Source organism: Trichococcus sp. TS_SC_9, assembly GCF_056156325.1.
The window spans coordinates 749279-774598 of the sequence record NZ_CM149591.1 but is presented as its reverse complement, the minus strand read 5'-3'; the positions used below and the strand labels follow the sequence as shown (position 1 = coordinate 774598).

Sequence of the window (25320 nt, the reverse complement as noted above, 5' to 3'; positions counted from 1 at the left end):
AATGTTAACAAAATGATGGTTGTAATTGTCTCTATTTGTGTTATCACGGTTTCGTTGATCTATTATAATTATAAATTTGTCAGATATGACAGTGAAAAAATTGTTTTCGGGGCTACTTATATGACCATGAACAATAGCTTTTATAAGGCTATAACGGATGAAATAGAAAAACAAATCAATGATCGTGGCGATATACTATATACCCGTGATCCTGCTTTGGATGTCGATAAACAAAACGAACAAATCAATGACTTGATCGATATCGGAATTGATGTATTGATCATCAACCCGGTTGATTATTCTAAAGTGAATGAGTCTTTGAAAAAAGCGAAAGCAAAAGGAATCAAGATAATTGTCATTGATGCGCAGCTGGATGATGACACCATTGCTGATGCCACTGTTTTATCCAATAATTATGATGCCGGCGTGCAAAGTGCCCAGGATATGATGCGTAATCTGGATTCAGCAAAGATTGTCCTTTTGAAGCATAGCGCTGCTTTATCGTCTGTTGATCGGATCAACGGTTTTCTGGATACTATCAAAGATAATGCTAATTATAAAGTTGTTGCAAGTGAAGAGTGTTTGGGCCAAACGGAAGTCGCGATGCCCGTAATGATGGAAATCATTGATAAAAAAATCGATTTCGACGTTGTCATGGCTTTGAATGACCCCAGCGCATTAGGCGCTTTGGCGGCAATAAAAGATAAACAAATCAATCATGAAGTACTGGTCTATGGCGTGGATGGTTCACCGGATATGAAAAAACTATTGATTGATAGTGATGAAGTTCAAGGGACTGCAGCACAATCGCCATCTACGATGGGGGCAAAAGCGATTGAAGCAGCCTATAAAATTGTGAATAATGAGCAATATGAAAAGTCGATTGTTGTGCCGGTTTCCTTGATAACCAAGGACAACATCAGCGAATATGATATTTCGGGGTGGCAATAATGATCAATTTAGGGACGAAGCATATAGCTTATATTCATAATTCCTTATTGCTGCTGAATTTCATTATTGTTTTGTTCAATGCTTCCATCTTTTTGCTTTCGACCAAATATTTGCAAGCCAACGGGTATGCCTCTGCTTTTTTGGAAAACCTGTCTTATGTGCCTCCGGCGCCGGAAAAGACTTTTTTTGGGGCGATACTGTTGTTTTTGATATTGCTGGCGAGCATGTATTTCCGCACGAAAGACAGTTATATTGTTTACTGGTTGATCTATCTGGAAGTTATCGTAATGATAATGTTGATAATCGTTTTGAACGGCAGTTACAATGGCATCGTGTTGTTGGTATTCGCTGATATTCTGTACAATACAAAAAACATCAAATATTGGCCGGCACTGCTGATCATCAGCTTTGGCCTATTGATAATCTCTGATTATGCCATTCTTTCGCTCATTGTCAGAATGCCATCCATTGAAACCTATATCAATTTTTATCCCAGCGGAGCCAGAACGTTGATATTGCTTTTCAGAAATATCCTTACCTCGCTGAATATCGTCGGGTTCATTTCTTTTCTGGCGGCTTCCTTATTTGTCCAACAAAGAGAAAAACAGCGGTTCGGAGAACAACTAGCGATGGTCTCACGCGTAAATGTCGAATTGAAGAACTATGCCAATTTGACTGAGAAAATCGGCGAAGACAATGAACGGAAACGGATTTCCAGAGAAATACACGATACGCTGGGCCATGCTTTAACAGGGATATCGGCTGGCGTGGATGCCTGTATTGCCATCATTGATATCGATCCAGAAAAAACGAAACAGCAATTGCTGCTGGTCAGTGATGTTGTCAGAATGGGCATCAAAGATGTGCGGCGTTCCTTATATAAATTGCGCCCGGGCGTTTTGGAAGACAGCACGCTAAAAGATGGGTTAACCAAAATGATCGCCGAATATGCAGGTGTGTCGAATCTGAAAATAGATTTACATTACAAATGGGATAATGTTGATATTGATAATACAAAAGAAGATATCATTTTCAGGATGATCCAGGAATCCATTACCAATTCTTTGCGGCACGGGCATGCCACGGAGATCGAGATAAATATGTTCGTCTACGATGATGAATATGTCATCATCATTCAGGACAATGGCACGGGTTGTGAAAATATCAAATGTGGTTATGGGTTAAAACAGATGTGTGAACGCGTAGCTATTTTAAATGGGACGGTCAGATTTTCTGGCGAGAACGGGTTCAGAACTGCCATAGAAATACCGATCGAAAGGGGAATAAATTATGATTAAAGTAATGATTGCCGATGATCAAGAGTTGATAAGACAATCCCTGGAAATTGTCTTATCGACCAAACCGGGTATTGAAGTTGTCTCAACCGTAGCTGATGGTTTTGAAGTGTTGGAAAGCATCAAAAAATGCCATCCGGACCTTATTTTGATGGACATCAGGATGCCCAAGATGGATGGCGTATACTGCACAAAGATGGTCAAGGAACAATATCCTGACATCAAAATCATTATTCTGACTACTTTTGATGACAATGAATTTGTCTTCAGTGCTTTGAAATATGGGGCCAGCGGTTATCTGTTGAAAGGGGTCAGCATGGACGGCCTGCACCAAGCCATTCTGACCGTCGTCAATGGGGGCGCCATGATCAACCCGGATATCGCCACTAAAGTTTTCAAAAAATTCTCTCAAATGGCAACCAGCAATTATGCGATCCAAGTGGACGATAAAAATGTTGCGGATATCTCAAACCGTGAAATGAAGGTCATCCAACAAGTGGGATTCGGCCTGTCCAATAAAGAAATATCGCAAAAGTTATTCTTATCAGAGGGGACGGTCCGTAATTATCTCAGTACCATTTTGTCAAAATTGGATTTAAGGGATCGGACACAACTGGCTATTTGGGCAGTCCAAACGGGTCAAACAACAAAAGATTTCGGTAATGAGCATGACTAAGATGAAAAAGCTATTCCTCGCTTTGATAGGTTGCAGTCTATTGATGATCTATCTGTTTGTCAGTTCTCGCAAGGAAATCACAATTACGTTGGGGATGTTCACAGGCAGCAATTGGGATGTCTACAATGCGGAAAGTTATAAAGTGATCGATGATGCCATTGAAAAATTCGAAAAGGAACATCCTAATGTGACCATCGAATATAAGAGCGGCATTTTGAAACAAGATTATTCAGCCTGGTTAGCTTCCAATATCGCCAGCGGGGATCAACCGGATGTCTTTATGGTTTTATCTGAAGACTTCAATAGGTTATCTTCCTTAGGGGCTTTGATGCCTTTGGATGATGTGATCAAAGCCAACAATGTAAGCACTGATATTTTCTATGAAAGCGCTCTTAATTCGGGCGGTTACCAGAACACGCAATATGCTTTACCCTATGAAATCAACCCGACCATGATGTTTGTCAATCGCGATTTATTGGAAAAGGAAGGCATTACCATACCTGAGGGCGATTGGACGATTGAACAATTTTATCAAATCTGCGCACAAGTGACGAAGGATACTGATAATGATGGCACGATTGATCAATATGGGTCTTATGGTTTCAAATGGCAAGATGCGGTCAACAGTTATGGCATCAGTCTGTTTGATAAGGAGGGTGCATCAAGTAATCTGAATCAAAGCGATGTAAGGGAAGCCTTATCCTATGTTCAAAAACTGAAGGATCTGAATAAAGGCTATCAAGTATCGTCGGAGGATTTCGATAAAGGCAATGTCGCTTTTTACCCGTTGACGTTTGCCCAATATCGGACGTATCAGCCTTACCCTTACCGCGTCAGCAAATATTCTACCTTTAAATGGAGTTGCTTAGCGATGCCAGGGACAACGGCTAATCAAAAAACTTCTCAAATAGCCACCTCTTTGATAGCCGTGAGTTCCAAAACGACACAGCGGCAATTGGCATTTGAGTTTCTGGAAACCTTAACGATCGATCCAGAGATTCAGCAGGAATTATTTGAAAATTCGCAAGGGGCTTCCGCTTTGAAGAGTGTGATGGCAAGCGACAGCACGAAAGCGTTGTTGGATCAGGATGCTATGAGCAATTATTCCTTAAAACAAGCTGTGTTGGATGATATTATCGAAAATGCGGTCATTGAACCGAAATTCAAAAAGTACAACAATGTCATCGAAAGATGCGATTATTTGATCACGAATGCATTGAATGAAAATCGGATCGAGGATGAGCTGGTCGACATCGAAAGAGAAATTGACAATCAATTGAAATAAGCGGAATGACAAATGTCACCCGGAGGATGTGGTTTGTTAAGCGCCGAGTAATCCGTCTATACTGCAACATGAATAGCCCCGCTGCGATAGGAATATCCTATCGCAGCAGGGCTATTTGCGCTTCAATTGTAGTCCAGCGGGAACAGTTTCTTAATTATTTCGTGTCAAAAGTCACATGAATGTGTTGACACTTGGCACGATGCAAGCGCTTCAACGGGTGCTATTCTATAGAGGTAAATCATATACGAGAAGGAGGAACTAATATGAAATATGTGGTGCTGGTAAGCCACGGTGATTTTGCGACTGGCTTAAAATCATCATTGAATATGTTGGCTGGAACACGGGATGATGTGATCGCGGTTGGATTGCCTGATGGGAAAACAGCGGATGAGTTTGCCTCAATGTTTAAGGAAGGTATTCAAGCTGTTACTGGGGATGATGAAATCATCTTACTTGCTGATATTATCGGCGGTTCACCTTTGACAACAGCATTAAACGTTTTGGCAAATGAAGGGAAGCTCGCCAATACAATCATTTTCGGAGGCATGAACTTACCGTTAGCTTTAACTTCAGTTCTGATGAAAGACAGCTCGGACAGAGAAACTTTTATCGCTACCGTAGTATCCGAAGCGAAAGCAGCTTTGCAAGAATTCAAATTAGAACAACCAGAAGAAGACGACGAAATTTAGAGGAGGAAAGAGAAATGACAGTATCTTTTATTCGGATTGATGATCGTATGATTCACGGGCAAACATGTACGCGTTGGGCAAGAGAGTTCCCTTGTGATGGATTGGTCGCTGTTAACGATAAAGCGGCTCAGAGTGACGTTTTAAAAGCGGCCTATAAGAGTGCCAGTGGTTTAAAAACGTTCATTTGGACCAATGAGGAATGGCAACAAAAAAATCAAAAAGTATTGGACAGCAAAGATCAATATTTCTTGATCACCAAAGATCCTTTGGACATGAAAAAGATTTTAGTGGACCAAAAATTCAAACCCGGAATCGACACTATAATCGTAGGTCCGTGCAATGACCGTGAGGGCACTACTAAATTGGGAAATAACCAATCGATCACACAAGCAGAAGCAGAGGCCTTTGAAGCAATGTATCAAGCTGGTTATAAAATTAAATTTGCCTTGCTGCCTGATGTTTCAATCGGAACATGGGAAAACTTCAGAAGCAAATTTGGTTTTAAATAATAAAACAAAAGGGGAGAAGAGATTATGACAATTAGTTGGATTCAAGCAGCTATACTAGGGCTGTTCGCTTGCTTATCAAGTATGCCTGGTTTAGGCGGTACATCATTCGGAAATTATACATTAGGTCGTCCTTTAATCGGTGGTTTAGTTTCAGGCATTATTTTAGGAGATATCCAAACGGGTATTTTAGTAGGGGCTGCAATGCAGATCGTCTATATTGCATTGGTCACACCTGGTGGAACGGTCTCAGCTGACGTTCGTGCAGTCAGTTATATCGGTATTCCGCTTGCGATGGTCGCTTTAAAAAGCTATGGTTTGACGGCTTTCAGCATAGAAGGTGCAGCATTAGCTACGTCATTCGGTACGATGGTCGGGACTTTGGGTACCGTATTATTTTACGGAACGGCAACAGCTAACCTAGCATGGCAACACATCGGTTGGAAAGCGGTGGAAAAAGGAGAATTCCATAAGTTATATACAGTCAACATGGGCTTGCCTTGGATTTCCCATTTCTTCTTTTCATTTATCCCAACCTTGATCATGTGTAAATTAGGAGCGGATGTTGTGGAGGTAATCAAAACAACCTTACCGATGGATGGTTTGGCAATGAAAACCTTGTTCACAGTCGGATCCTTGCTTCCTTGCGTCGGGATTGCGATTCTATTGAAACAAATCGTTACGAAAGCAGTAGACTTTATTCCCTTCTTCTTTGGCTTTACTTTAGCTGCGTCATTAGGGATCAACTTAGTTTCAGCGACAGTGGTTGCGGCTATGTTTGCATTAATCAACTATCGTATCAAACTGCTGTCATTGCAAAGAATGGTATCAGTGAGCGGCGACGAAGAGGAGGACATTTAAGATGGCTAAGGAATTAAGCAAAAAAACATTAAATAAATCTTTCCACAATTGGTATTACGGAAACTTGACATGTTTCTCTCAAGAACATATGCAAACATTTGGATATCTATGTTCGATGTTGCCGATCGTTGAAGAACTTTATGATAAAAAAGAAGATCAAGAAAGATCGATGAAAACCTATACTGCCTTCTTCAATACTGAGCCACAAATCGGTACAGTGGTAGTCGGTATTACAGCTGGGTTGGAAGTCGCTCGTGCCAATGGGGCAGCGGATGTTGATGATGAAACAATCAATGGTTTACGTGCTGGTTTGATGGGGCCTTTGGCAGGTATCGGTGATTCGCTTATAGTTGGAACGTTGATTCCGATTCTATTAGGTATCGCACTGGGATTATCTACTGATGGTTCACCGTTAGGCGCAATCTTCTACATAATCGTGTGGAACATCATTGCCTACTTGGGAATGAAATTTCTTTACTTCAAAGGATTTGAAGTAGGTGGAAAAGCTGTAGATTTCTTGGTAGGACCACAAGGTTTGGCATTACGTGAATCGATTACTTTATTAGGTGGAATGGTCATTGGGGCCGTTGCTGCTACTTGGGTAAGTGTCAAAACATCGTTCGTGTTAGTTGGATCGGATGGCAATAGCCTCTTGACACTGCAAGATAAATTCGATTCCGTATACCCAGGCTTATTGACTGCTCTGTTTGTGGTAGGCTGCTGGTATTTGCTTTCCAAAAAGAATATGTCACCAATCAAAGTAATGTTGATTTTGGTAGTCGTTGCATTTGTCGGCGTTTTGGTTGGATTCTTTAACCCAGGATTGACTTATTAATCCAAAGAAATATTGTGGGGCCGTCTCTTTGCGAGGCGGCTCTTTTTTCGGAGCAGAAGAGAGGGTGCCCGGTAGCCGGAGGAGCGCGGTTTGGAACGGGCGTCAACTCCGGTTAAGCTTCGCTCCCCGGAGAACAGCGGTAATTATTGGCCGCAACTCCGACGAATCGAACCTTATCGGAGAAGAAAGACGAAATGTTGGGCGACCTCCGGCGAGGCCTACGTTCACCGGAGGAGAGACCGTGAGCAAATCATAGGCCAAGGGTGAAAAATTCAGTACTTAGTCCGATGCCTTTGCGCACAGCAGGGACTATAATGTAAGGGAAAGAGAGGTTGAGGATCATGAATTTCTTAATGAATCTGATTTGGTTTGTGTTAGGTGGTTTCATCAGTTTTATTTCTTGGATCGTTATCGGAATCCTATGGTGCCTGACCATCGTCGGGATCCCTATCGGTATGCAATGCTTCAAGTTTGCGGTGATGGCAGCAGTGCCGTTCGGCAGGGAAATCCGCATCAGCGAAAGCGGCACATCGTTTGTGTTCAATATAATCTGGATGCTGTTGGGCGGATTGGCATTGGCAGCCGAAGAAGTCATCATGGGCGTCATCTTCTGCATGACGATCGTAGGCATTCCGTTCGGGTTGCAGCACTTCAAGCATGCCAAGTTGGCATTGATGCCATTCGGAGCGGAAATCTATCGGGTTGCGTAATGTGCAATATCATTGTTGGATGAGTACGCTACCGAAGACTCCATTTTAAAAAGCAATGAGGCCCTTTATTTCCAGTCAATCACTGGGAACAGAGGACCTCATTTTTACGGTTCTGTAAAAATTAGATGCTTCATATAAAGCTCTAACTTTCGGGGAACAAATCAGTTGAACGGCTCAATACAATAATTAATTTTGCGTAATTCCATTTACGATTTGGCTCAAAGCCTCATTGATTGGGGTTGCTGGACGACCAAGGAGTTTTTCGAAATCATTACTCTCAACATCCAGGGAGCCCACTCGAATGCTTTTTTGGATTTCAACAAGGATAGGGATAACGAAATCCGGTACACCAACATTCTGCATAATATCAGCATAGGTAGCGTCATCAACTTGTTGTACAGTTACTTCTTTGCCTAATACAATTCCGAGCGCTGCTGCTATTTCTTCCTGAGTCAATACCTTGCCAGAAAGCTCGTAGATTGTATTTTCGTGCCCGTCACCGGAAAGTACAGCAGCCGCAGCCTCTGCATAATCTTGTTGAAGTGCCCAGCCTACCTTGCCGTTTGCTGCTGATGTGACCCATGGCGCCCCTGCCAGGACGCCTTGAATACTTGAAATTTCATTCTCCAAGTACCAGTTATTGCGTAAAAAGGAGTAGGGGATCCCCGTTTTCAAAATCGCTTCTTCTGTGGCCTGATGCGTTGGAGCGAATAAGTTTTTACTTTCTTTTGCATTCGCTAAACTGGTGTATGCGATGAAACCGACGCCGGCGCGTTCTGCTGCAGCCACTGCATCGGCATGCTGACGAATTCTTGTTTCGTTATCCCCATCCGCAGAAACAAGCAATAAACGATCAACACTTGCAAAAGCAGCATCCAATGTTTCTGGGTGATCAAAATCCCCTTGTCGGACCTCCACTCCACGAGCCTTTAACTCTTCCGCTTTCTCTGGGTTGCGAACACTGACAGCCAATTGACTGGCTGGTACAGTCTTCAACAGCGTTTCTACAACCTTCTTGCCGAATTTTCCTGTTGCTCCCGTTACTAATAATTTCATATTGCATCTCTCCACTTCTTTTGTTTACTTATTTAATGTAATCTAATAGTATAGTACTAGACAGATTTTTGGAAGTAGGCACTTTTTTATAACCTAGTCACAAAAATAGTACCATTAAGAACGGGAGGCATTTATTATGTCAAGGAGTCGGTTTGGTGAGCCTGTAGGGGATCAAATAGAGGTTTGCCCCGTTACACAAACGCAAGACATCATTGCAGGGAAATGGAAAATCATCATATTATGGAATTTAAGCACGCAGACAAGAAGGTTTAATGAACTTCAACGGTTGTTGCCGAATATTTCCAAAGGGATATTAACAAGGCAATTGAGAGAATTGGAAGAAGACCAGATGGTTCACAGAGAAGTCTATAAAGAAGTTCCGCCTAAAGTAGAATATTCCTTAACGCCTTTGGGGCAAAGTTTTATTCCTATACTGCAGAGTATGGGCGAGTGGAGTAAGAAAAATTTGGTGAGTAAGTAAAATTTCGCGGTGATGGCGGCAGTGCCGTTCGGAGTGGAAATCTATCGGGTTGCGTAACAACGGAAGGCAGGATTTAGCGGCTGTGATTTTGTAAATATATTTATCAGTTTGTGGCGGGGATTGATCGTCGATGGTGAGTCTGGCGTTTTTGGATTTGCTGGAGACGAATCAGTTCCCGTTTTTTTTTTGTTGGGTTTAAATAGATGCCAGATCTTAATAGAAACAGCTTTTGGGTGTAGATTGCGGCCGATGGTTCATCCGATCTATAAATGATAACGAAATCATTTGTGGGACGGATGAATGAAAAAGAACGGTTGGCGGCCAGTTGGACATCTGATTGTAATATAATTGACTGTCTAAGGTATCCGTTGACAACGCGCTATTTCTTGCGTATCCTTTGAACTAATTTTAAGCTTAAGGCAACTGAGGCAGAAATGCAGACGAAAGGGATGGAGATATGAAAGCGGTACTATTTGATTTGGATGGTGTGATCACCGATACAGCGAAGTTTCATTTTTTGGCTTGGCGCGACTTGGGAGCGGAGCTGGACATTGAAGTGGATGAGGCTTTCAACGAGGAGCTGAAAGGGGTAAGCCGCATCGATTCGCTGGAGCGCATATTGGCGCAAGGCGGGGTTGCGGATAAATATTCCTCAGCCGAAAAAGATGAATTGTGCGTGAAAAAGAATGCGCATTACTTGGAATTGATAAAGGAAATGACGCCGGATGAAATTTTGCCGGGCATCATTCCGCTGTTGGAAGAACTGAAAGCTGCCGGCATAAAAATGATTGTGACTTCCGCAAGCAAGAATGCTCCAGGAATCCTTGATCTGTTGCAGGTGCGTGCTTATTTTGACGGCATCGTCGATCCCGCAACTGTCGCGGCAGGCAAACCGGCTCCGGATATTTTTCTGGCGGGTGCCCAACTTGCCGGCGCCGATCCGGTTGACTGTGTCGGTGTAGAAGATGCGGCTTCAGGCGTTGAAGCCATCAAAGCTGCCGGTATCGTGGCGGTTGCGGTTGGCGATGAACAAGTTCTGGCGCTGGCGGACTGTGTGCTGCCGAGCACAGCCGACTTGTCGCTCGCGGTTTTGCAAGAAGCTTGGGAAAACAGCAAAAAGTAACGGATTGCTAGATGCGCGGTGATCGAAAAAGCTCCTAGCAGAGAATGATAAAAGTGGACTTGCCCGGCGGCAAGTCTATTTTTTTGTCCTTTTTTCGGTATGGCTTACTGTGTTTGTTTGTTGTGGGCCTGTCCTCCGGGGAACGCTTGCTTCCCCGGAGGACAGGCCCCAATCATTCGGTAACCTCCGGGGAGTAGCTCCTCGTCGAAAGTGAGAGCCAGAGCGTTTCCGCTCCTCCGGCGAGGCAGCCCTTCGCCGGAGTTCCCGCATATTTTGCCTCCCCTTCCAGACGCTACCCGCTCTCTTTTGCTGATACCATCCACGGATACCTTAAAAAATGTCGGATATACACTATCAAATGGCATGGCATCTGTTGCGGGATATGATTAAACTGTAAAGTGAGAGTGGGGATACCCACAAATGAAAGCGTATACTGGAGAGGGTGGATGAAATGATAGAGAAAAAATTTAATGACAAGTGGAAATTCTGGGAGGACAAGAACTCCTTTGCGTTGGTATGGAATGTGCCGGAAACAGCCAAGGAAATCACGGTACCGCATGATGCGATGTTCGAAAAGAAGGCACATGCGGACAGTCTGAACGGCGGTAACACAGGCTATTACGACGGCGGATTTTATAACTATGTGAAGACGCTCCATGCTCCGGTTGATTACAAGGAAAAGACGGTCATCCTGAAGTTTGAAGGTGTGTATATGAACGCCATGGTGTACATAAACGGCGAGTTGGCCGGTAAAAATATGTTCGGGTATTCAACTTTTTATGTGCGGCTGAATGATTTTCTCCGCTACGGAGAAGAAAATGAAATCCGTGTCCAAGTCCGCAATGGCGCGATGACAAACAGCCGCTGGTATTCGGGCGGGGGAATCTATCGGGATGTCTACCTGCTTGTGTCGGATGTGACGCATCTGGTTCCAGAAGGGGTCCAGATCAAAACGGCAGAAGCCGATGAAACGTTGGCAGTGCTGGATATTGCGACAGAAGTGAAGACACGGAAGTATGCGCCAAGCCGCGTCGTGTTGGAAACCGTGATCCGCGATGCGGAAGGCAATGAAGTGGCGAAAGAACGCTCGCCTTTTGTGTTGTTTGAGCAAGAGGAACGCATCATCAAACAGCGCGTGACAGTGGATAACCCGGAGCGTTGGTCGGACGAAAATCCGAGCCTGTATACATGCGAAAGCAATCTGTACGTGGATGGGGAATTGGCGGATGAAGCCGAGACGACTTTCGGTATCCGGACGTTGCAGGTGGATGCGAAGCGAGGTTTGCGTGTGAATGGTGAAACAGTGAAACTCCGCGGCGCCTGCATCCATCACGACAGCGGTCTGCTTGGTGCAGCCACTTACGAGGATGCCCAATTCCGCCAAATCAAACGGCTCAAGGAAGCTGGTTTCAATGCGGTCCGGATGTCCCATCACCCGATGGCGCCTGCGATGCTGCGTGCTTGCGACCTTTTGGGCATGTACGTGATGGACGAAACATTCGACATGTGGAACCGGATGAAATCTGACTACGATTACGGCCTTTATTTCCAGGAATGGTGGGAAAAAGATGTGACGGCGATGGTCCGCAAGGATTTCAATCATCCGGCCGTGATCCTTTATTCGGTCGGCAATGAAATACCGGAAATCGGGACCCCGCATGGAGCGAAAGTATGCCACGAACTGTGCGCCAAGATCAAAGAATTGGACGATACCCGTTTCACTTTGGCGGGCATCAATGGCGTTTTTGCGGCCGGTGATAAAGTCGATCAGATCGTGAGCGACGTTGTTTCCGATCTGCAACAGTCAGGCGAAATCGAAGGCAATGTCAATGATTTCATGACGCTGATGGATGGCCATCTGGACGATATCGTTGTGCATCCGGCCATCTCGGAACGTTTGGAAACGGCCTGCAGCCCGATGGATATCGCGGGTTACAACTACATGACTGCCCGTTATGAAGGGGACAGCAAAGCTTATCCGAACCGCATCATGGTCGGCAGCGAAACGTATCCGCCTGAAATCGCCCGTAACTGGGACTTGGTTGAAAAACTGCCGCAAGTGATCGGCGATTTCACTTGGACCGGCTGGGATTATCTGGGTGAAGCTGGTGTCGGCGTGCCTGCTTATCAGTGGGGTGAAGGCGGCTTTGGTGCCAAATTCCCTTGCCAGTTGGCTTATGTCGGTGATTTCGACATTACCGGAATCCGCCGCCCGCTTTCTTATTTCCGCGAAATCGTCTTTGGGCTACAGAAAAATCCGTATATCACCGTCCAAAATCCTCATCGATACGGCGAACATCTGATCAAAACGCCGTGGATTATGAGCGATAACGTCTCCAGTTGGACGTGGAGCGGCTGCGAGTGGAACCCGGTGATTGTGGAAGTGTATGCGTCGGGGACGGAAATCGAACTGTTCCGCAACGGGGAAACGCTGGGCAAACAAGCTTCCGGTAAAGCGGTCGGATACCGCGCGCTGTTCGAAACCACTTATGAACCAGGAATCCTGACAGCTGTCGCTTACGAAAACGGTCTAGAAATCGGCCGGATGGATTTGACGACAGCCGGCGAACACTGCAAGTTTGTCTTTGGCGCCGAGGAAATCATGGATGAACTCATCTATGTCCCGGTTGCCTATCGTGACGCAGCAGGAAATTTGGCCGCGGATGCTGATCAGACAATCCGCTTGTCGGTTTCCGGTGATGCGGAACTTGTCGGCTTTGGTAGCGGCAATCCGAAACCGGAATCCCATCCTGATAAGCATGTGACGCAAACATTCCTTGGCCGTGCGATGATCATCCTCAAAAAGGCTGTCGATGCAGAAAATGTCGTCTTGACCCTCTCTGACGAGAACGGCGTTGCAGAATCGCTGGAACTGTCGCTAGCTGATTTGGAATCGGACCGTCAAGCCTTGCGCATGTCGGAAAGTGTAAAGCTATGATCCGGAATCCAATTCTGCCGGGCTTTTATCCGGATCCTTCGATTTGCCGGGTCGGGGATGATTTCTATCTCGTCACTTCCAGTTTCAGTTATTTTCCGGGCGTGCCGATTTTCCACAGCAAGGATTTGGAGCAATGGGAACAGATCGGGCACGTGCTGGATCGGCCTGAACAGTTGCCGCTGACGCATGAAATGATTTCGGCCGGCATTTTTGCACCGACTATCCGTTACCATGACGGCACATTTTATATGATCACGACCAATATGAGCATGGGCGTCGTCAATTTTGTCGTGACCGCCACCAATCCTGCCGGGCCGTGGTCGGAGATGCACATCATCCAGGGCGCGGACGGCATCGATCCTTCCTTGTTCTGGGATGATGACGGAAAATGCTACTACACAGGAACGACCCGTTTCGATGACGAAGCGGGCTCTCGGCAAGGCATCTGGTGCTCCGAAATTGATCTGGCCACTTTCGAGTTGATCGGCGAACGCCACATCATCGGGACCGGAGCCCAGATAAACGCCGAAGCCCCGGAAGGCCCGCATTTGTACAAGAAAGACGGCTATTACTATTTGATGATCGCGGAAGGCGGGACGGAACATTTCCATGCCGTCACGATCAGCCGCAGCCAATCCATTTTCGGGGGATATGAGAACCACCAAGGGAATCCGATCCTCACCCATCGCCACCTCGGGAAAGGCTATCCGATCTGGAATGTGGGCCATGGGGATTTGGTCGAATTGCAAAATGGCGATTGGTATATGGTTTGCCTCGGTTCACGCTTGAGTGAGGGGCAACATAAACTGTTGGGCCGCGAAACCTTTCTCGTTCCAGTCGTGTGGGAAGATGGCTGGCCCGTAGTCAGCAAAGGCACAGGCAAATTGGAGTGGAGCTATCCATCCCCGGGCCTGCCGAGTTGGCAACCGGTTGGGCACGCAGTCAATGATTTCAAGGAGCCTGTCGTCGAGAGGTTTGAAGAAGAACTCGGTTTTGAGTGGAACTTTTTGGGCACGCCCCGGGAAGATTTCGCCAAGGTTGATGCGGGCCGTTTGCGCTTGAAACTGTTGAAGAATGCGCTGGTCCCATGGGAATTCGACAATACGGACGGGAGCGTCTTCAGCCGCATTTCGAAGATCGGCAAAACGAAAGAGAATATCAGCTTCGTCGGCAGACGCCAACAGCACCTGGATTTCCAGGCAACGGTCACGGTCCGTTTTTCGCCGCAGGAAAACGAAACGGCGGGCATCGTCGTCCTGCAGAACGACGCGAACCAATTGCGTCTGGAAATCGCGAAAGGTCAAGAGGGCAATCCGGTCGTGCGTTGTATCCTGGTTATTTCGCATTATGATCAAGCCGGCATCCAGCACTTCACCGAAGCGCAGCTGGGCGAAGTCGTTGCGGCTCCGAATCAATCGGACTTTACTCTGCAAGTGAAAGGAAATGGCTCGCGCTTCAGCTTCTCTGCAGGAACAACCGTAGACAACCTGGAGTCGGTTGCAGATGAGGTGGACGGATCCTTCCTGGGTTCGGAAACAGCGGGCGGCTTTGTCGGCGCCTATATCGGCATGTTTGCTTCCGGAAACGGACAAACGAAGGAAAAGTATGCGGATTTCGATACCTTCATTTATGAGGGTTTCGAACCGGAAGGAGAATGGCAACGATGATGGATGTGCAGACGCAAAAAATGGAAGCCTTGATCGGCGAAATGACTTTGGAAGAAAAAATCGGACAGCTGCAGCAATGCGGCCCGTCTTTAGTCGGTGCCTTCGAGGTCAGCTTCGGGGAACTGTTGGATATGATGTTCGATGGCCGGATCAGTCAGGAAGAATTCGGCAGATTGATGAGCACCGCTGAAAAGGATTTCCATGAGGATGAGCTCCGTGCCGGAAAGATCGGTTCGTACAATGGCATCGGGGATGCCCTGACAGCGAACCGGCTCCAAAAAATCGCGGTGGAGGAAAGCCGCCTGGGGATTCCCTTGCTGTTCGGCTATGATGTGATCCATGGTTTCCGGACCGTGACGCCGATCCCGTTGGCTGAAAGTTGCGCCTGGGATTCTGAACTGTGGCAGAAAACGGCCAGAATGGCTGCAGAAGAGGCGACGGCGGCGGGCATTCACATGACATTCGCCCCGATGGTGGACGTCGCGAAAGATGCCCGCTGGGGACGTGTCAGTGAAGGCGCCGGCGAGGACACCTTGTTGAACGGCGACTATGGTGCAGCCAAAGTGAGAGGCTTTCAGGGCGAGGACCTGTCGCAAGCGGACGCGATGGCAGCCTGCCTGAAGCACTTTGCGGCGTATGGTGCCGGCGAAGCAGGCAAAGATTACAATCGGGTGGACATGTCCGAGCAGCGTTTGTGGGAAGAATATTTGCCTGCCTACAAAGCCTGCATCGATGCCGGGGCACGTGCGGTCATGCCTGCTTTCAATGATCTGAACGGCATGCCGTGCACCGTGAACGAATGGCTGTTGCGTGATGTTTTGAGGGACGAATGGGGCTTCGACGGTATCACCGTAAGCGATGCGAATGCCATTGCTGAATGCGTCAACCATGGCGTTGTCGCGGATCGGCAAGCGGCCGCCAAAGAAGCACTGCAGGCTGGAATTGATATGGACATGACTTCGAACGTCTATGCTGAGAATCTTGCCGGACTGATCGAAGGCGGTGAACTCGCTGAAGAATTGTTGGACCAAGCCGTTTACCGCATTTTGAAGCTTAAAGCTGAATTGAGCTTGTTTGAAAATCCTTACCGGACGAGTGAAGAAAAGGAAAAGGCGACATTGGTAAGGCCGGAATACCGGGCGCTTGCCCGCGAAGCAGCAACCAAGGCGATGGTTCTGTTGAAAAATGAGTCTATCTTGCCGCTTAATCCGCAGCAAAAAATCGCTGTCTTCGGTGCGCTTGCGAACGATCCGGGCCAGATGACGGGCGCTTGGGCAATCGGAGCGCAGGAAAATGATTGCGTCAGCCTGGTACAGGCGATGGATGCGCAGGGTATCCGCTACGCGTATCATCCCGGCATCGTCGACGGGAGCGTGGCAACGGATGAGATCAACCAAGCAGCTGAGACCGCCGATGTGTTGGTTTTGGCCATTGGAGAGCAAAAAGAAGAGAGCGGGGAAGCCGCAAGCAAGGCGGACATCTCCTTGCCGGCCATTCAGTTGGAGCTTGTCGAAACGTTGCTGCGGACTGGGAAACCCGTTGTTGCGGTGCTGTTTAACGGGAGACCGCTGGCGATCCCGACCATTTCGGAACAGGTCCCTGCCATCCTTGAAGCCTGGCATCCGGGAATCGAAGCCGGGAACGCGGTATTGGATATCCTCTACGGAGCGGTGAATCCGAGCGCCAAATTAACCACAACGTTTCCGTTCGCAACCGGGCAATGCCCGCTGTATTATGATCACATTTCCACCGGACGACCAGGCGGGAAGTCCAAATTCACATCGAAATATTTGGACACGCCGCTTGAACCCGTGTATCCGTTCGGCTACGGCTTGAGCTATACGACATTTTCCTACAGTAACCTGCAAGTGGGAACAACGGATGATGCGGTCCGTCTCGCGGTGACCGTCACGAACAGCGGTGCGCGTGCAGGCGATGAAATTGTCCAGTGCTACGTGCAGGATAAAGTGGCCAAGCGGGCGCGTCCGGTCAAGCAGTTGAAAGCCTATCAGAAGGTCTTGCTTCAGCCGGGGGAATCGATTACGGTGGAATTTGCAGTACCTTTCGAAAAATTGAGCTATTACGATCAGAAAATGGATTATACTTTGGAGGCTGGCGCATTCGCGTTTTTTGTGGGCGGCAATTCCAGGGACACTCTTTCGGAAACGACTTATCTTTCGTTTGGTTAATGTGGAAGGCGCGCTGAAGATATATCGGCTGCGCCATTTTTTTTCATTTCAAATATAACCTTTCTAATCGGGAAAAGTTTTTAAAACAACAAAGTAAACCCTTTCTAAAATAAAATGATGTATATTAAAAAATGTCGGATTATCAGTAAATAATAACATGGTCGTTTGGTAAGCGGTTTTATATAATATGATTATCAAGCTTGATAGAAAAAAAGGAGTGATATGTTATGGCAGAAAAGACAGAAGCAGCAGTGTTGGTGGAAACGGCAACAAACGCACCAAAAGAAAAAGTCAGTAACTTATTTGCCTGGTCGCACGCTACGTCAGTCAGTGGAACCGCTATGTTGATAGCAGCTATTATCGGAAGTTATTTCTCAGTTTACATGACAGACACAATGATGATTCCGGCAGCGGCAGCATCCATGATCATGTTTGTTGCAACTTTATGGGATGCGATCAATGACCCGATGATGGGCGTCATCGCTGACCGTACCAAATCAAAATGGGGACGTTATCGCCCGTACTTCGTGGTTGCACCGATCCTGTTGACTATTTTCGGGACACTGATCTGGTTGAATCCCGATTTTTCGACAAACGGAAAAATCATCTACGTGTTGTTGACGTATATCGGCTACGGCATGACGGTTACGATGTACACGATGCCGCAAATGGCGATCCTGCCTGCACACGTAAAAACAGATGATCAAAGAAACAAAGTCATCATGATGGGAGCAGGCGCGACAGCGGTCATGTTCACGATCGGCGCATCCTTCACTCCACAAATGAAAGCGTTCTTTGAGGGCGCATTCGGAATATCGAACGGCTACATTCCCTTGATGATCGTTCTGGGATTGATTTCCTGCATCTCATTCTGGAGCTTGTTTGCAACTGCAAAAGAAAAATACATCGCTCCTGTAAGTGACACACCACTTACTCAAGATTTGAAAAAAATATTGCGCCACAAAGAATTGTCGCCATTCGTGGTTGTTTGGATCATGGCTTCAATGGGTTACGGCTTGATGTTTGCCAGTTCCGTATTCTACGTTATGTATTACTTGGGCCGTCCGGACTTGATTTCCATCTACATGCTGGTCGTTTCCATGGGTGCCTTGGTTTCGATGGTTGTCTTGATGCCGATCTGCATGCGCATCTTTAAGACAGCCCAAAAAACATTGTTGGTCACACAAATTGCGGCCATCATCTGCTACGTGACGTTGTTCTTCGTCGGCAGCAGAAGCATGATGCTCCTTTATGTAATCACTTTCATTGCTACATCCGTGGCATCGATGTCAAATGCATTGGTCAACGTATTGGTGAACGATGCCATCGACTATGTCCAATTCAAAGACGGCATCACAGCAAACGGCGTTATTTCATCCATCAAAGGATTTGCGCAAAAATGCGGAAATACCGTGACAAACTCAGGTATTTTGGCAGTGCTTGCTTGGGCAGGTTACAGAGCCGGTGAAATCGGCAACCAACCAGCGAGCACGATGTTTGCCATCAACTTCCTGCGTTTCGGCGCGCCAGCCTTGATCAGCGGCATCCTGTTGATCGCTTTGAAGTTCAATCCGGTAGAAAAACACCGCGCAGATATTCTGGAAATGAAAGAGCTTATCCGCGACCACAGCGAAGACAATCATGATGCATAATCAACAGTAATTGTTAGAAAAAGGGTGCTGTCTCCAAAAGGGGCAGCACCTATGTTGGTTTATTGATGGGGGAGGAGTGCGTGGAGCCGGGCTCGCCGGAGCTGACGTGCGCATAAATCCCTCACCTCCGACGAGCCATCGTTCGTCGGAGGACAGGTTCCGATTCCGCGCCCAGCTCCGGCCAACATTCGCTCACCGGAGGAGGGCAAGTTACCGGCACCGCACCTCCGTTGAGAAGGGCGCTCACCGGAGGAAAGCACCAGCTCCGGGAGCTCCGCGCAAAAAAATAAGCCGTCTTGGAAGCTGGACGGCTCATCTTAAAAGTTTATATGAACGGATTGAAAGTATCCTCGGAGTGCGCGTGCTGTTTGCGGTATTGCACCGGGGAGACCTGATAGGTGGTACGGAACACGCGCGAGAAATGGTCGGTTGACTTATAGCCAACCTGCGTGGCGATTTCGCTGATTTTCAGGTTGGAGTTCTCCAGATATTCGATCGCATGCGCCAAGCGCAAGCGCCGGACCAAATCGGTAAAATTGTAGCCAGTATTTTCCCGGATCATCGTCGACAGATACGGCTCGCTGTAATGAAATTCCTCGGCCAAACGGGACAGCGACAGCTCCTGGTAATGGTGCTGGATGTACTGCAGGATGACGGAGAAATCGGTGCCGATGTGATAGTTATGGAATTGCATGCTCTCGCTGTAATTGCGCAGCAAGTTGGAGAACATCAAGTTGATCCAATTGATGCAGCAACTGTTGCTGTAGTTGTCGTAGCGATGGCATTCGACCATGGCGTTGCGGATAATCGGTTTCAGCTGGTCGTTCTGATCGGTTTTGAACAAAAGAAAATTGGGACTCGTATCATCCTGGAGGATTTTGCGAAAAAAGTAAGAAAGCAGATCTTTTCCGGACAGCAACGAGAAGAAAATCGTGTCGAACGAGCTTTTGCGGAGCATGATCGTGTACACAATTGATTGATCCTCAATCAAGATATCATGCATTGAGGAAGGTGCGATGATGCACAGTTCGCCTTCCTCAAGGGTAGATGTTTCATCCTCAAAAGTGAACCGACAGCTGCCCTGCACGACATAATTGATTTCAAAAAAGTTATGCGTATGCGGATTCGGCCGGGTGAACTGGGGATGGCGGATGATGAAAACATCTCGTTTGGGAGGAATGATATCCGCCTCGACGACGGAGGACGATGACGGAACCTGCGGCGTCAGGGAAAGGACGAAGGAATCGATGATTTCCTCAAACTCGTCGTCCGACATGTTCTCGAAAATGCCGGTTACATGGGGCATTTCAAGCGTCTGTTTCAACAAACCTTTTCGGTAAAGATAGTCCGTCATCTCGGTAAATTGCATACGTTTGCCGGCTTGACGGTAATAAGCGGTCATTTGTTTTTGGAATTCACCGTACGTGATATAGTAGGGCATAATTATGTGATCCTCCCTGTCAGAACTAGATTAGCGGTTGTTGGAAAAGTATAGCAGACATATTTTCGATATTCAAGGAAGCCTGGATTACAGCAATCATTCGCAACAAAGCAAGAACGAGCAAAAATGAAAACGGAGGCAAAATCATGAACATACAGAAATTACGCACCAACCATTTGGAAAATCCACTCGGCTACTTATTGGATATGCTGAGCTTGTCCTGGATCGTTACCGGGAAAAATGAGCCGGGAATGGAAACGAAAGTAGTGATGGCGGCTGATGCTGCCTTCGCCGAAATCCTGTTCGAAAGCGAGTGGTTAGAAGCAATCAACGCATTGGACTTCCAGCCGAAAATCAGCTTGCTTCCCCAAACGCGCTACTACTGGAAAGTTCTTGCTCAATCAGCAGCTGGTGAGTTGCTTGCCGAAAGCGAGCAGGCTTGGTTCGAGACAGCGAAGCAGCAAGGCTTGTGGACAGCGCAATGGATCACACCCGGCGAGGATCAAGAGGCACAGCCGATCGTGAAGAAACAATTTGTGATAGAGAAGGAAGTCGCGGCTGCGCGTTTGTACATCTGCGGCTTGGGCTTGTACGAATTTGAAGTGAACGGTCAGCGGACGCATGACGAGTACCTCTTGCCGGGATATCATGCCTATGACTTTTGGCAACAATACCAGACGTTCGATGTGACGGACAGTCTCAAAAGCGGCGGCAATGCGCTGGGAATCATGCTCGGGGATGGCTGGTACAAAGGCCGATTCGGCTTTGACGGCGGCTACACCAACCTGTACGGGGACCAACTGAAGTTGATTGCCGAATTGCACATTGCCTACGCGGACGGAACATCGGAAATCGTCGGCAGCGATGATTCCTGGCTGGCACAAACGGGCCCGGTACTGAAAAGCAGCATCTACGACGGCGAAGTGTACGATGCGCGCAAAGAGGTTGCCGATTGGTCCGTTTATACGGAAGACCTCGCGGGGTGGCAGCGGGTCGCGGTGTTGCTGGATGCAACGGATCAGCTCTCCGCTCGCTTGAGCCCGGCCCTGAAATACGTCGAAAGCTTGATTCCGGAAGTGATCCAGTCACCCGCAGGCGAAACGATTCTGGATTTCAAACAGAACATGGTCGGTTGGATCGCCTTCAAAACGCAGGCGCCAGCCGGAACGGAAATCGGCTATGAAGTGGGGGAAGAGCTGCAGGGCGGCAATTTCTACAACGACAATCTGCGAACCGCGGAAGCGAAGTTCACCTACATCAGCGACGGAAGCGAAAGAACCGTCCGTCCGCACTTCACGTTCTATGGCTTCCGCTACGCAAAATTGAGCGGTTTCGATCAGGATGTCGATCCGGCCGATTTCATCGGCTACGTGATCCACAGCGCCTTGGAAGTGACCGGGAAAATCGAGACGGCCAATCCCCAAGTGAATCAATTGATCAAAAATGCGTTTTGGGGGCAAAAAGGGAATTTCCTGGATGTGCCCACGGATTGTCCGCAACGCGATGAACGGATGGGCTGGACAGGCGATGCGCAGATTTTTGCCCGCACCGCCAGCTATAACATGTACACACCGGCGTTTTACCGGAAGTTTATGCACGACCTGCGCCTGGAGCAGGAACAATTGGACGGATCCATTCCTTTCGTCGTCCCGATGCTGAAACCGAAAAGTTCGGAAGGCGGCTTTATGGGAGCCGGAGCCGCGGCTTGGAGCGATGCGGCGACCGTGATTCCGTGGGTGCTGTATGAACAGCACGGCGACCTCTCGCTTTTGAACGAGCAATACGCCACGATGGTCGATTGGGTGGAATATGTCTACCGCGAAGATGAGCGCAGCGGTTCGAACAGACTTTGGACGACGGGTTTCCAGTTCGGCGATTGGCTGGCATTGGACGGGAAAAACCCGAAAGCACCGATCGGCGGGACCGATCCGAAACTGGTCGCTTCTGTCTACTATTATTACTCGGCAACCCTTACGGCCAAGGCTGCCGCAGCGCTAGGCAAGCAGGCGGATGCCGAAAAGTACACGGCGTTGGCGGAAAGCATCAAGGCCGCCCTTCAGGCTGAATTTTTGACTGCGAAAGGCCGCTTGGCAGTGAACACGCAGACCGCGTATGTCCTGTTCCTCTACTTCGATCTGGTCCCGCAAGCAAGCCTGAGCCGGGTCATTGCCGATTTTGAAGCGAAGCTGTTGGAGGATGATGTGCATCTGAAAACCGGATTTGTCGGCACGCCTTATCTGTGCGAGGCGCTGACGAAGAGCGGCTTGACGGAGCTGGCCTACAGCATCTTGCTGAACGAGGATTATCCCAGCTGGCTGTACGCGGTCAATCTCGGCGCAACCACGATCTGGGAACGATGGAATTCCGTCTTGCCGGATGGGAAAATCAGCGGCACCGACATGAATTCATTGAACCATTACGCGTACGGATCGATCGTCGAATGGCTTTACCGTTCGGTGCTGGGCATTCAAGCCGATCCGCTGCATGCCGGCTACCGTCATTTTTATCTGAAACCTGTCCCAAGCGCACAACTGGGTGCCGCAAGCGGGGAATACGAGTCCTCATCAGGCAAAATCAAGAGTGCGTGGCGCATCCTGGAAGACGGACAACTGCATTTCGCTTTCGAGGTGCCGACCCAAAGCATGGCCACGATCGAGCTTCCGCACTGCCAAGCGACTGAAATCGCCGATCAATTGCAAAGCTTTGGCATTACCCAAACGGAAATCATCCAAAAGGGCGAGGGCATAGCCTTTACGGTTGCCGGCGGGGCATATGAGTTTACCTACAAGCCGCTGAAATCTTACAAGGTCAACTATTCCATTGCGATGACGTACAAAGAGCTCTTGGCAATCAAAGCGACCCGCACGGTGATTTTTGAACATCTGCCGATGCTGAAGGGGAATGATCTGGCACTGAACCAGTTGGACAGCCCGTTCGAAACGTTTTCCTCGGTTCCGATCGTGCAGCATTTTGTGAATGACCGCGTACTTGGGGAAATCAACGAAGCGTTGGCAAAACTGTAAAGCATTGTGTTGAACAAACACCTTAAAAAATGTCGGGAATGTGAAAAGAACGGACCCTATGCGCGTGCGTTAATGCGGCGGGAACTGCTGTATAATAGACGTCAAGAAGGAATAACAGTAAAGGTGTGATTTGATGGTACGTTTAACAGAAAAGCCGTTTTTTTTATCGGAAGACCAAACTACTTGGGTAGAAAATACAGTTAGCGAGATGACAACGCAAGAAAAAATCGGACAAATTTTCTGCCCAATCGCCGGGAATCCGGAAGATCAGGCATTGACGGAATTTGTGCAGAAATACCAACCGGGCGGGATGATGTTCCGCCCGATGCCGGCAAAAGCGATCAGACAGGCGCACGATGTTCTGCAAAACGAAAGCAAGATCCCGCTGTTGTTGGCGGCCAATCTTGAAGCCGGCGGAAACGGGATCTGCTCAGACGGAACCTATTATGGCCGTCCGATGGGTGTCGCGGCGACAGCCGACGAGAAGGAAGCCTATCAGTTGGGCTTTGTTTCCGGACGTGAAGCGCAAGCTGTCGGCTGCAACTGGGCGTTTTCCCCGATTGTGGACATCGACATGAACTTCAAAAATCCGATCACGAACATCCGGACGTTCGGCTCGGACGTCGATCTGGTGATCGATTTTTCCCTGCAGCAAATGAAAGGCCTGCACGAGAACGGTATCGCCACGGCAGTCAAGCACTTCCCCGGTGACGGCGTGGACGAGCGCGATCAGCATCTGGTGAGTACTGTGAACAGCCTGTCCGTTCCGGAATGGGATGAAAGCTACGGCAAAGTGTACAAAGCCATGATCGAAGAGGGCGCATTGTCCGTCATGATCGGACATATCCTGCAGCCTGCCTACAGCAAAGCGCTCAATCCCGCTTTGGAGGACAGAGATATTTTACCGGCTTCCTTGTCGGCGGAATTGGTGAACGGCTTGCTGCGCGACCGCTTAGGCTTCAACGGAGTGGCGGTGACGGACGCGACGCCGATGATCGGCTACAATGCGGCGATGTCCCGCAAGAAGGCGATTCCGACAACGATCAACGCCGGCTGCGACATGATCCTGTTCAACAAAAACATCGACGAAGATTACCAAGCGATGCGCGATGCGGTAAGCTGCGGCGACGTATCGATGGAGCGGCTGGATGAAGCGGTCACGCGCATTCTGGCGATGAAAGCAAGCATGGGCTTGGTGGATAAACAGAAAGCCAACAGCCTGATTTCTGCCCCGGAAGCGTTGGACATCGTGGGCTGTCCGGAACATCTGGAATTGGCAAGAAAGAGCGCGGACAAAGCCATCACCTTGGTGAAAGACACGCAAAATCTGTTGCCGATCTCACCGGAGAAAACGCCGCGTGTCCGGGTCTATATGCTGGAAGACCGATTGGGCGGCGGCTTTAAGGACGGCGGGGCTTCCGAAGGTTCCTTCATCGAAAAACTGAGTGAAGCCGGCTTTTCGGTAGAAACATTCAATTATGAACAACTGAACTTCCACGAAATCTTTGAGGAGGGCGTGGAAGATCTGAAGGCGAAAGTGGATCTGGTCATCTACGTCGCGAATTACGATACCGCGAGCAACCAGACGACGCGCCGGATCGATTGGATCCGCTTGATGGCGGCCGATGCGCCTTGGTTTGTCCAGGATGTCCCGACGCTTTTCGTGTCCTTGGCGAACCCGTATCATCTGTTCGATGCCCCGATGATCAAGACCTACATCAATTGCTACAGCGCGAACGATACAGTCAACGAAATCCTCGTGGAAAAATTGATTGGCAAGTCCAAATTCCAAGGCAAGAGCCCGGTCGATCCGTTCTGCGGGGTCTGGGGCACGAACTTATAAGGGAGTCCAGAGAAAAATATAAGGTTAAGTGCTAAGGTCGGCCCCGAAAAGATGAATAACAGTGAAATATCCATGGTTTCAGAGCACCGGGGCCCGAAA

Annotated in this window: 19 protein-coding genes; 17 read left to right on the top strand and 2 right to left on the bottom strand. The window is 48.2% G+C overall.

The genetic code is table 11. The annotated features are described in order from the left end of the window. Positions 1–12 precede the first annotated feature (12 nt). The 9 genes from AC0J5I_RS03575 (at position 13) to AC0J5I_RS03535 (ending at position 7808) form a co-directional block, all read left to right on the top strand. Positions 13–951 carry a substrate-binding domain-containing protein gene (locus AC0J5I_RS03575; RefSeq protein ID WP_475303756.1) on the top strand — a complete coding sequence of 313 codons (939 nt, stop codon included), beginning with the start codon at positions 13–15 and terminating at the stop codon, positions 949–951. After that, positions 951–2249, top strand: a complete 1299-nt coding sequence (locus AC0J5I_RS03570; protein ID WP_475303754.1) for a sensor histidine kinase — start codon at positions 951–953, stop codon at positions 2247–2249. Before AC0J5I_RS03575 ends, AC0J5I_RS03570 begins: the two co-directional genes overlap by 1 nt. Continuing rightward, complete coding sequence (locus AC0J5I_RS03565) at positions 2242–2922, top strand: response regulator transcription factor (protein ID WP_107996093.1); 681 nt, start codon at positions 2242–2244, stop codon at positions 2920–2922. The genes AC0J5I_RS03570 and AC0J5I_RS03565 overlap by 8 nt, the downstream gene beginning before the upstream one ends. Position 2923: 1 nt before the next feature. After that, positions 2924–4207 (top strand): ABC transporter substrate-binding protein, encoded by a 1284-nt coding sequence (locus AC0J5I_RS03560; protein WP_475303752.1) that lies wholly within the window; start codon positions 2924–2926, stop codon positions 4205–4207. A 263-nt stretch (positions 4208–4470) separates the two neighbouring features. Next, on the top strand, positions 4471–4896 hold the full coding sequence (locus AC0J5I_RS03555; RefSeq protein WP_475303750.1) for a PTS sugar transporter subunit IIA: 426 nt from the start codon (positions 4471–4473) through the stop codon (positions 4894–4896). Between the two features lie 14 nt (positions 4897–4910). Beyond that, positions 4911–5405, top strand: coding sequence for a PTS sugar transporter subunit IIB (locus AC0J5I_RS03550; RefSeq protein WP_086986159.1), 495 nt, complete (start codon positions 4911–4913; stop codon positions 5403–5405). 24 nt (positions 5406–5429) lie between these two features. Further along, the gene (locus AC0J5I_RS03545; RefSeq protein ID WP_475303746.1) at positions 5430–6263 is read left to right on the top strand and encodes a PTS mannose/fructose/sorbose/N-acetylgalactosamine transporter subunit IIC; all 834 of its coding nucleotides are present in this window, start codon (positions 5430–5432) and stop codon (positions 6261–6263) included. 1 nt (position 6264) lies between these two features. Next, entirely contained in the window at positions 6265–7098 is an 834-nt protein-coding gene (locus AC0J5I_RS03540; protein ID WP_107996095.1) for a PTS system mannose/fructose/sorbose family transporter subunit IID, read from the top strand. Positions 7099–7439: 341 nt separating this feature from the next. Further along, complete coding sequence (locus AC0J5I_RS03535; protein ID WP_475303738.1) at positions 7440–7808, top strand: YccF domain-containing protein; 369 nt, start codon at positions 7440–7442, stop codon at positions 7806–7808. 186 nt (positions 7809–7994) lie between these two features. Here the strand turns inward: AC0J5I_RS03535 and AC0J5I_RS03530 are convergent, their stop codons facing one another. Continuing rightward, positions 7995–8864 (bottom strand): SDR family oxidoreductase, encoded by an 870-nt coding sequence (locus AC0J5I_RS03530; protein WP_475303733.1) that lies wholly within the window; start codon positions 8862–8864, stop codon positions 7995–7997. Positions 8865–9000: 136 nt separating this feature from the next. On the opposite strand from AC0J5I_RS03530, the gene AC0J5I_RS03525 reads away from it, so the two are divergent. From AC0J5I_RS03525 to AC0J5I_RS03500, 6 genes are all read left to right on the top strand, one after another. Then, a complete protein-coding gene (locus tag AC0J5I_RS03525; RefSeq protein ID WP_475303728.1) occupies positions 9001–9345 on the top strand; it encodes a winged helix-turn-helix transcriptional regulator in 345 nt (114 codons plus the stop codon). Between the two features lie 457 nt (positions 9346–9802). Then, positions 9803–10468 (top strand): beta-phosphoglucomutase, encoded by a 666-nt coding sequence (pgmB, locus tag AC0J5I_RS03520; protein ID WP_475303724.1) that lies wholly within the window; start codon positions 9803–9805, stop codon positions 10466–10468. Positions 10469–10919: 451 nt separating this feature from the next. Further along, the gene (locus AC0J5I_RS03515; RefSeq protein ID WP_475303720.1) at positions 10920–13406 is read left to right on the top strand and encodes a glycoside hydrolase family 2 TIM barrel-domain containing protein; all 2487 of its coding nucleotides are present in this window, start codon (positions 10920–10922) and stop codon (positions 13404–13406) included. Next, positions 13403–15073, top strand: a complete 1671-nt coding sequence (locus tag AC0J5I_RS03510; RefSeq protein ID WP_475303717.1) for a glycoside hydrolase family 43 protein — start codon at positions 13403–13405, stop codon at positions 15071–15073. Before AC0J5I_RS03515 ends, AC0J5I_RS03510 begins: the two co-directional genes overlap by 4 nt. Beyond that, on the top strand, positions 15070–17262 hold the full coding sequence (locus AC0J5I_RS03505) for a glycoside hydrolase family 3 N-terminal domain-containing protein (RefSeq protein WP_475303714.1): 2193 nt from the start codon (positions 15070–15072) through the stop codon (positions 17260–17262). The genes AC0J5I_RS03510 and AC0J5I_RS03505 overlap by 4 nt, the downstream gene beginning before the upstream one ends. 227 nt (positions 17263–17489) lie before the next feature. Further along, positions 17490–18914, top strand: coding sequence for an MFS transporter (locus tag AC0J5I_RS03500; protein WP_475303711.1), 1425 nt, complete (start codon positions 17490–17492; stop codon positions 18912–18914). Between the two features lie 325 nt (positions 18915–19239). Here AC0J5I_RS03500 and AC0J5I_RS03495 read toward each other — a convergent pair whose 3' ends face one another. Continuing rightward, positions 19240–20355 (bottom strand): AraC family transcriptional regulator, encoded by a 1116-nt coding sequence (locus tag AC0J5I_RS03495; RefSeq protein WP_475303707.1) that lies wholly within the window; start codon positions 20353–20355, stop codon positions 19240–19242. A 146-nt stretch (positions 20356–20501) separates the two neighbouring features. Here AC0J5I_RS03495 and AC0J5I_RS03490 point away from each other — a divergent pair, with 146 nt between their 5' ends. Together AC0J5I_RS03490 and AC0J5I_RS03485 are read left to right on the top strand one after the other, a co-directional pair. Next, positions 20502–23378 carry an alpha-L-rhamnosidase gene (locus AC0J5I_RS03490; protein WP_475303702.1) on the top strand — a complete coding sequence of 959 codons (2877 nt, stop codon included), beginning with the start codon at positions 20502–20504 and terminating at the stop codon, positions 23376–23378. Positions 23379–23511: 133 nt separating this feature from the next. Then, positions 23512–25221, top strand: coding sequence for a glycoside hydrolase family 3 protein (locus AC0J5I_RS03485; protein ID WP_475303698.1), 1710 nt, complete (start codon positions 23512–23514; stop codon positions 25219–25221). Positions 25222–25320 lie beyond the last annotated feature (99 nt).

Bases quoted from the DNA above. Each gene is read 5' to 3' on its own strand.
- AC0J5I_RS03525 (WP_475303728.1), top strand. From the start codon at position 9,001: ATGTCAAGGAGTCGGTTTGGTGAGCCTGTAGGGGATCAAATAGAGGTT.
- AC0J5I_RS03545 (WP_475303746.1), top strand. From the start codon at position 5,430: ATGACAATTAGTTGGATTCAAGCAGCTATACTAGGGCTGTTCGCTTGC.
- AC0J5I_RS03530 (WP_475303733.1), bottom strand. From the start codon at position 8,864: ATGAAATTATTAGTAACGGGAGCAACAGGAAAATTCGGCAAGAAGGTT.
- AC0J5I_RS03550 (WP_086986159.1), top strand. From the start codon at position 4,911: ATGACAGTATCTTTTATTCGGATTGATGATCGTATGATTCACGGGCAA.
- AC0J5I_RS03565 (WP_107996093.1), top strand. From the start codon at position 2,242: ATGATTAAAGTAATGATTGCCGATGATCAAGAGTTGATAAGACAATCC.
- AC0J5I_RS03495 (WP_475303707.1), bottom strand. From the start codon at position 20,355: ATGCCCTACTATATCACGTACGGTGAATTCCAAAAACAAATGACCGCT.
- AC0J5I_RS03490 (WP_475303702.1), top strand. From the start codon at position 20,502: ATGAACATACAGAAATTACGCACCAACCATTTGGAAAATCCACTCGGC.
- AC0J5I_RS03575 (WP_475303756.1), top strand. From the start codon at position 13: ATGATGGTTGTAATTGTCTCTATTTGTGTTATCACGGTTTCGTTGATC.
- AC0J5I_RS03570 (WP_475303754.1), top strand. From the start codon at position 951: ATGATCAATTTAGGGACGAAGCATATAGCTTATATTCATAATTCCTTA.
- AC0J5I_RS03510 (WP_475303717.1), top strand. From the start codon at position 13,403: ATGATCCGGAATCCAATTCTGCCGGGCTTTTATCCGGATCCTTCGATT.
- AC0J5I_RS03505 (WP_475303714.1), top strand. From the start codon at position 15,070: ATGATGGATGTGCAGACGCAAAAAATGGAAGCCTTGATCGGCGAAATG.
- AC0J5I_RS03555 (WP_475303750.1), top strand. From the start codon at position 4,471: ATGAAATATGTGGTGCTGGTAAGCCACGGTGATTTTGCGACTGGCTTA.
- AC0J5I_RS03540 (WP_107996095.1), top strand. From the start codon at position 6,265: ATGGCTAAGGAATTAAGCAAAAAAACATTAAATAAATCTTTCCACAAT.
- pgmB (WP_475303724.1), top strand. From the start codon at position 9,803: ATGAAAGCGGTACTATTTGATTTGGATGGTGTGATCACCGATACAGCG.
- AC0J5I_RS03535 (WP_475303738.1), top strand. From the start codon at position 7,440: ATGAATTTCTTAATGAATCTGATTTGGTTTGTGTTAGGTGGTTTCATC.
- AC0J5I_RS03485 (WP_475303698.1), top strand. From the start codon at position 23,512: ATGGTACGTTTAACAGAAAAGCCGTTTTTTTTATCGGAAGACCAAACT.
- AC0J5I_RS03500 (WP_475303711.1), top strand. From the start codon at position 17,490: ATGGCAGAAAAGACAGAAGCAGCAGTGTTGGTGGAAACGGCAACAAAC.
- AC0J5I_RS03515 (WP_475303720.1), top strand. From the start codon at position 10,920: ATGATAGAGAAAAAATTTAATGACAAGTGGAAATTCTGGGAGGACAAG.
- AC0J5I_RS03560 (WP_475303752.1), top strand. From the start codon at position 2,924: ATGAAAAAGCTATTCCTCGCTTTGATAGGTTGCAGTCTATTGATGATC.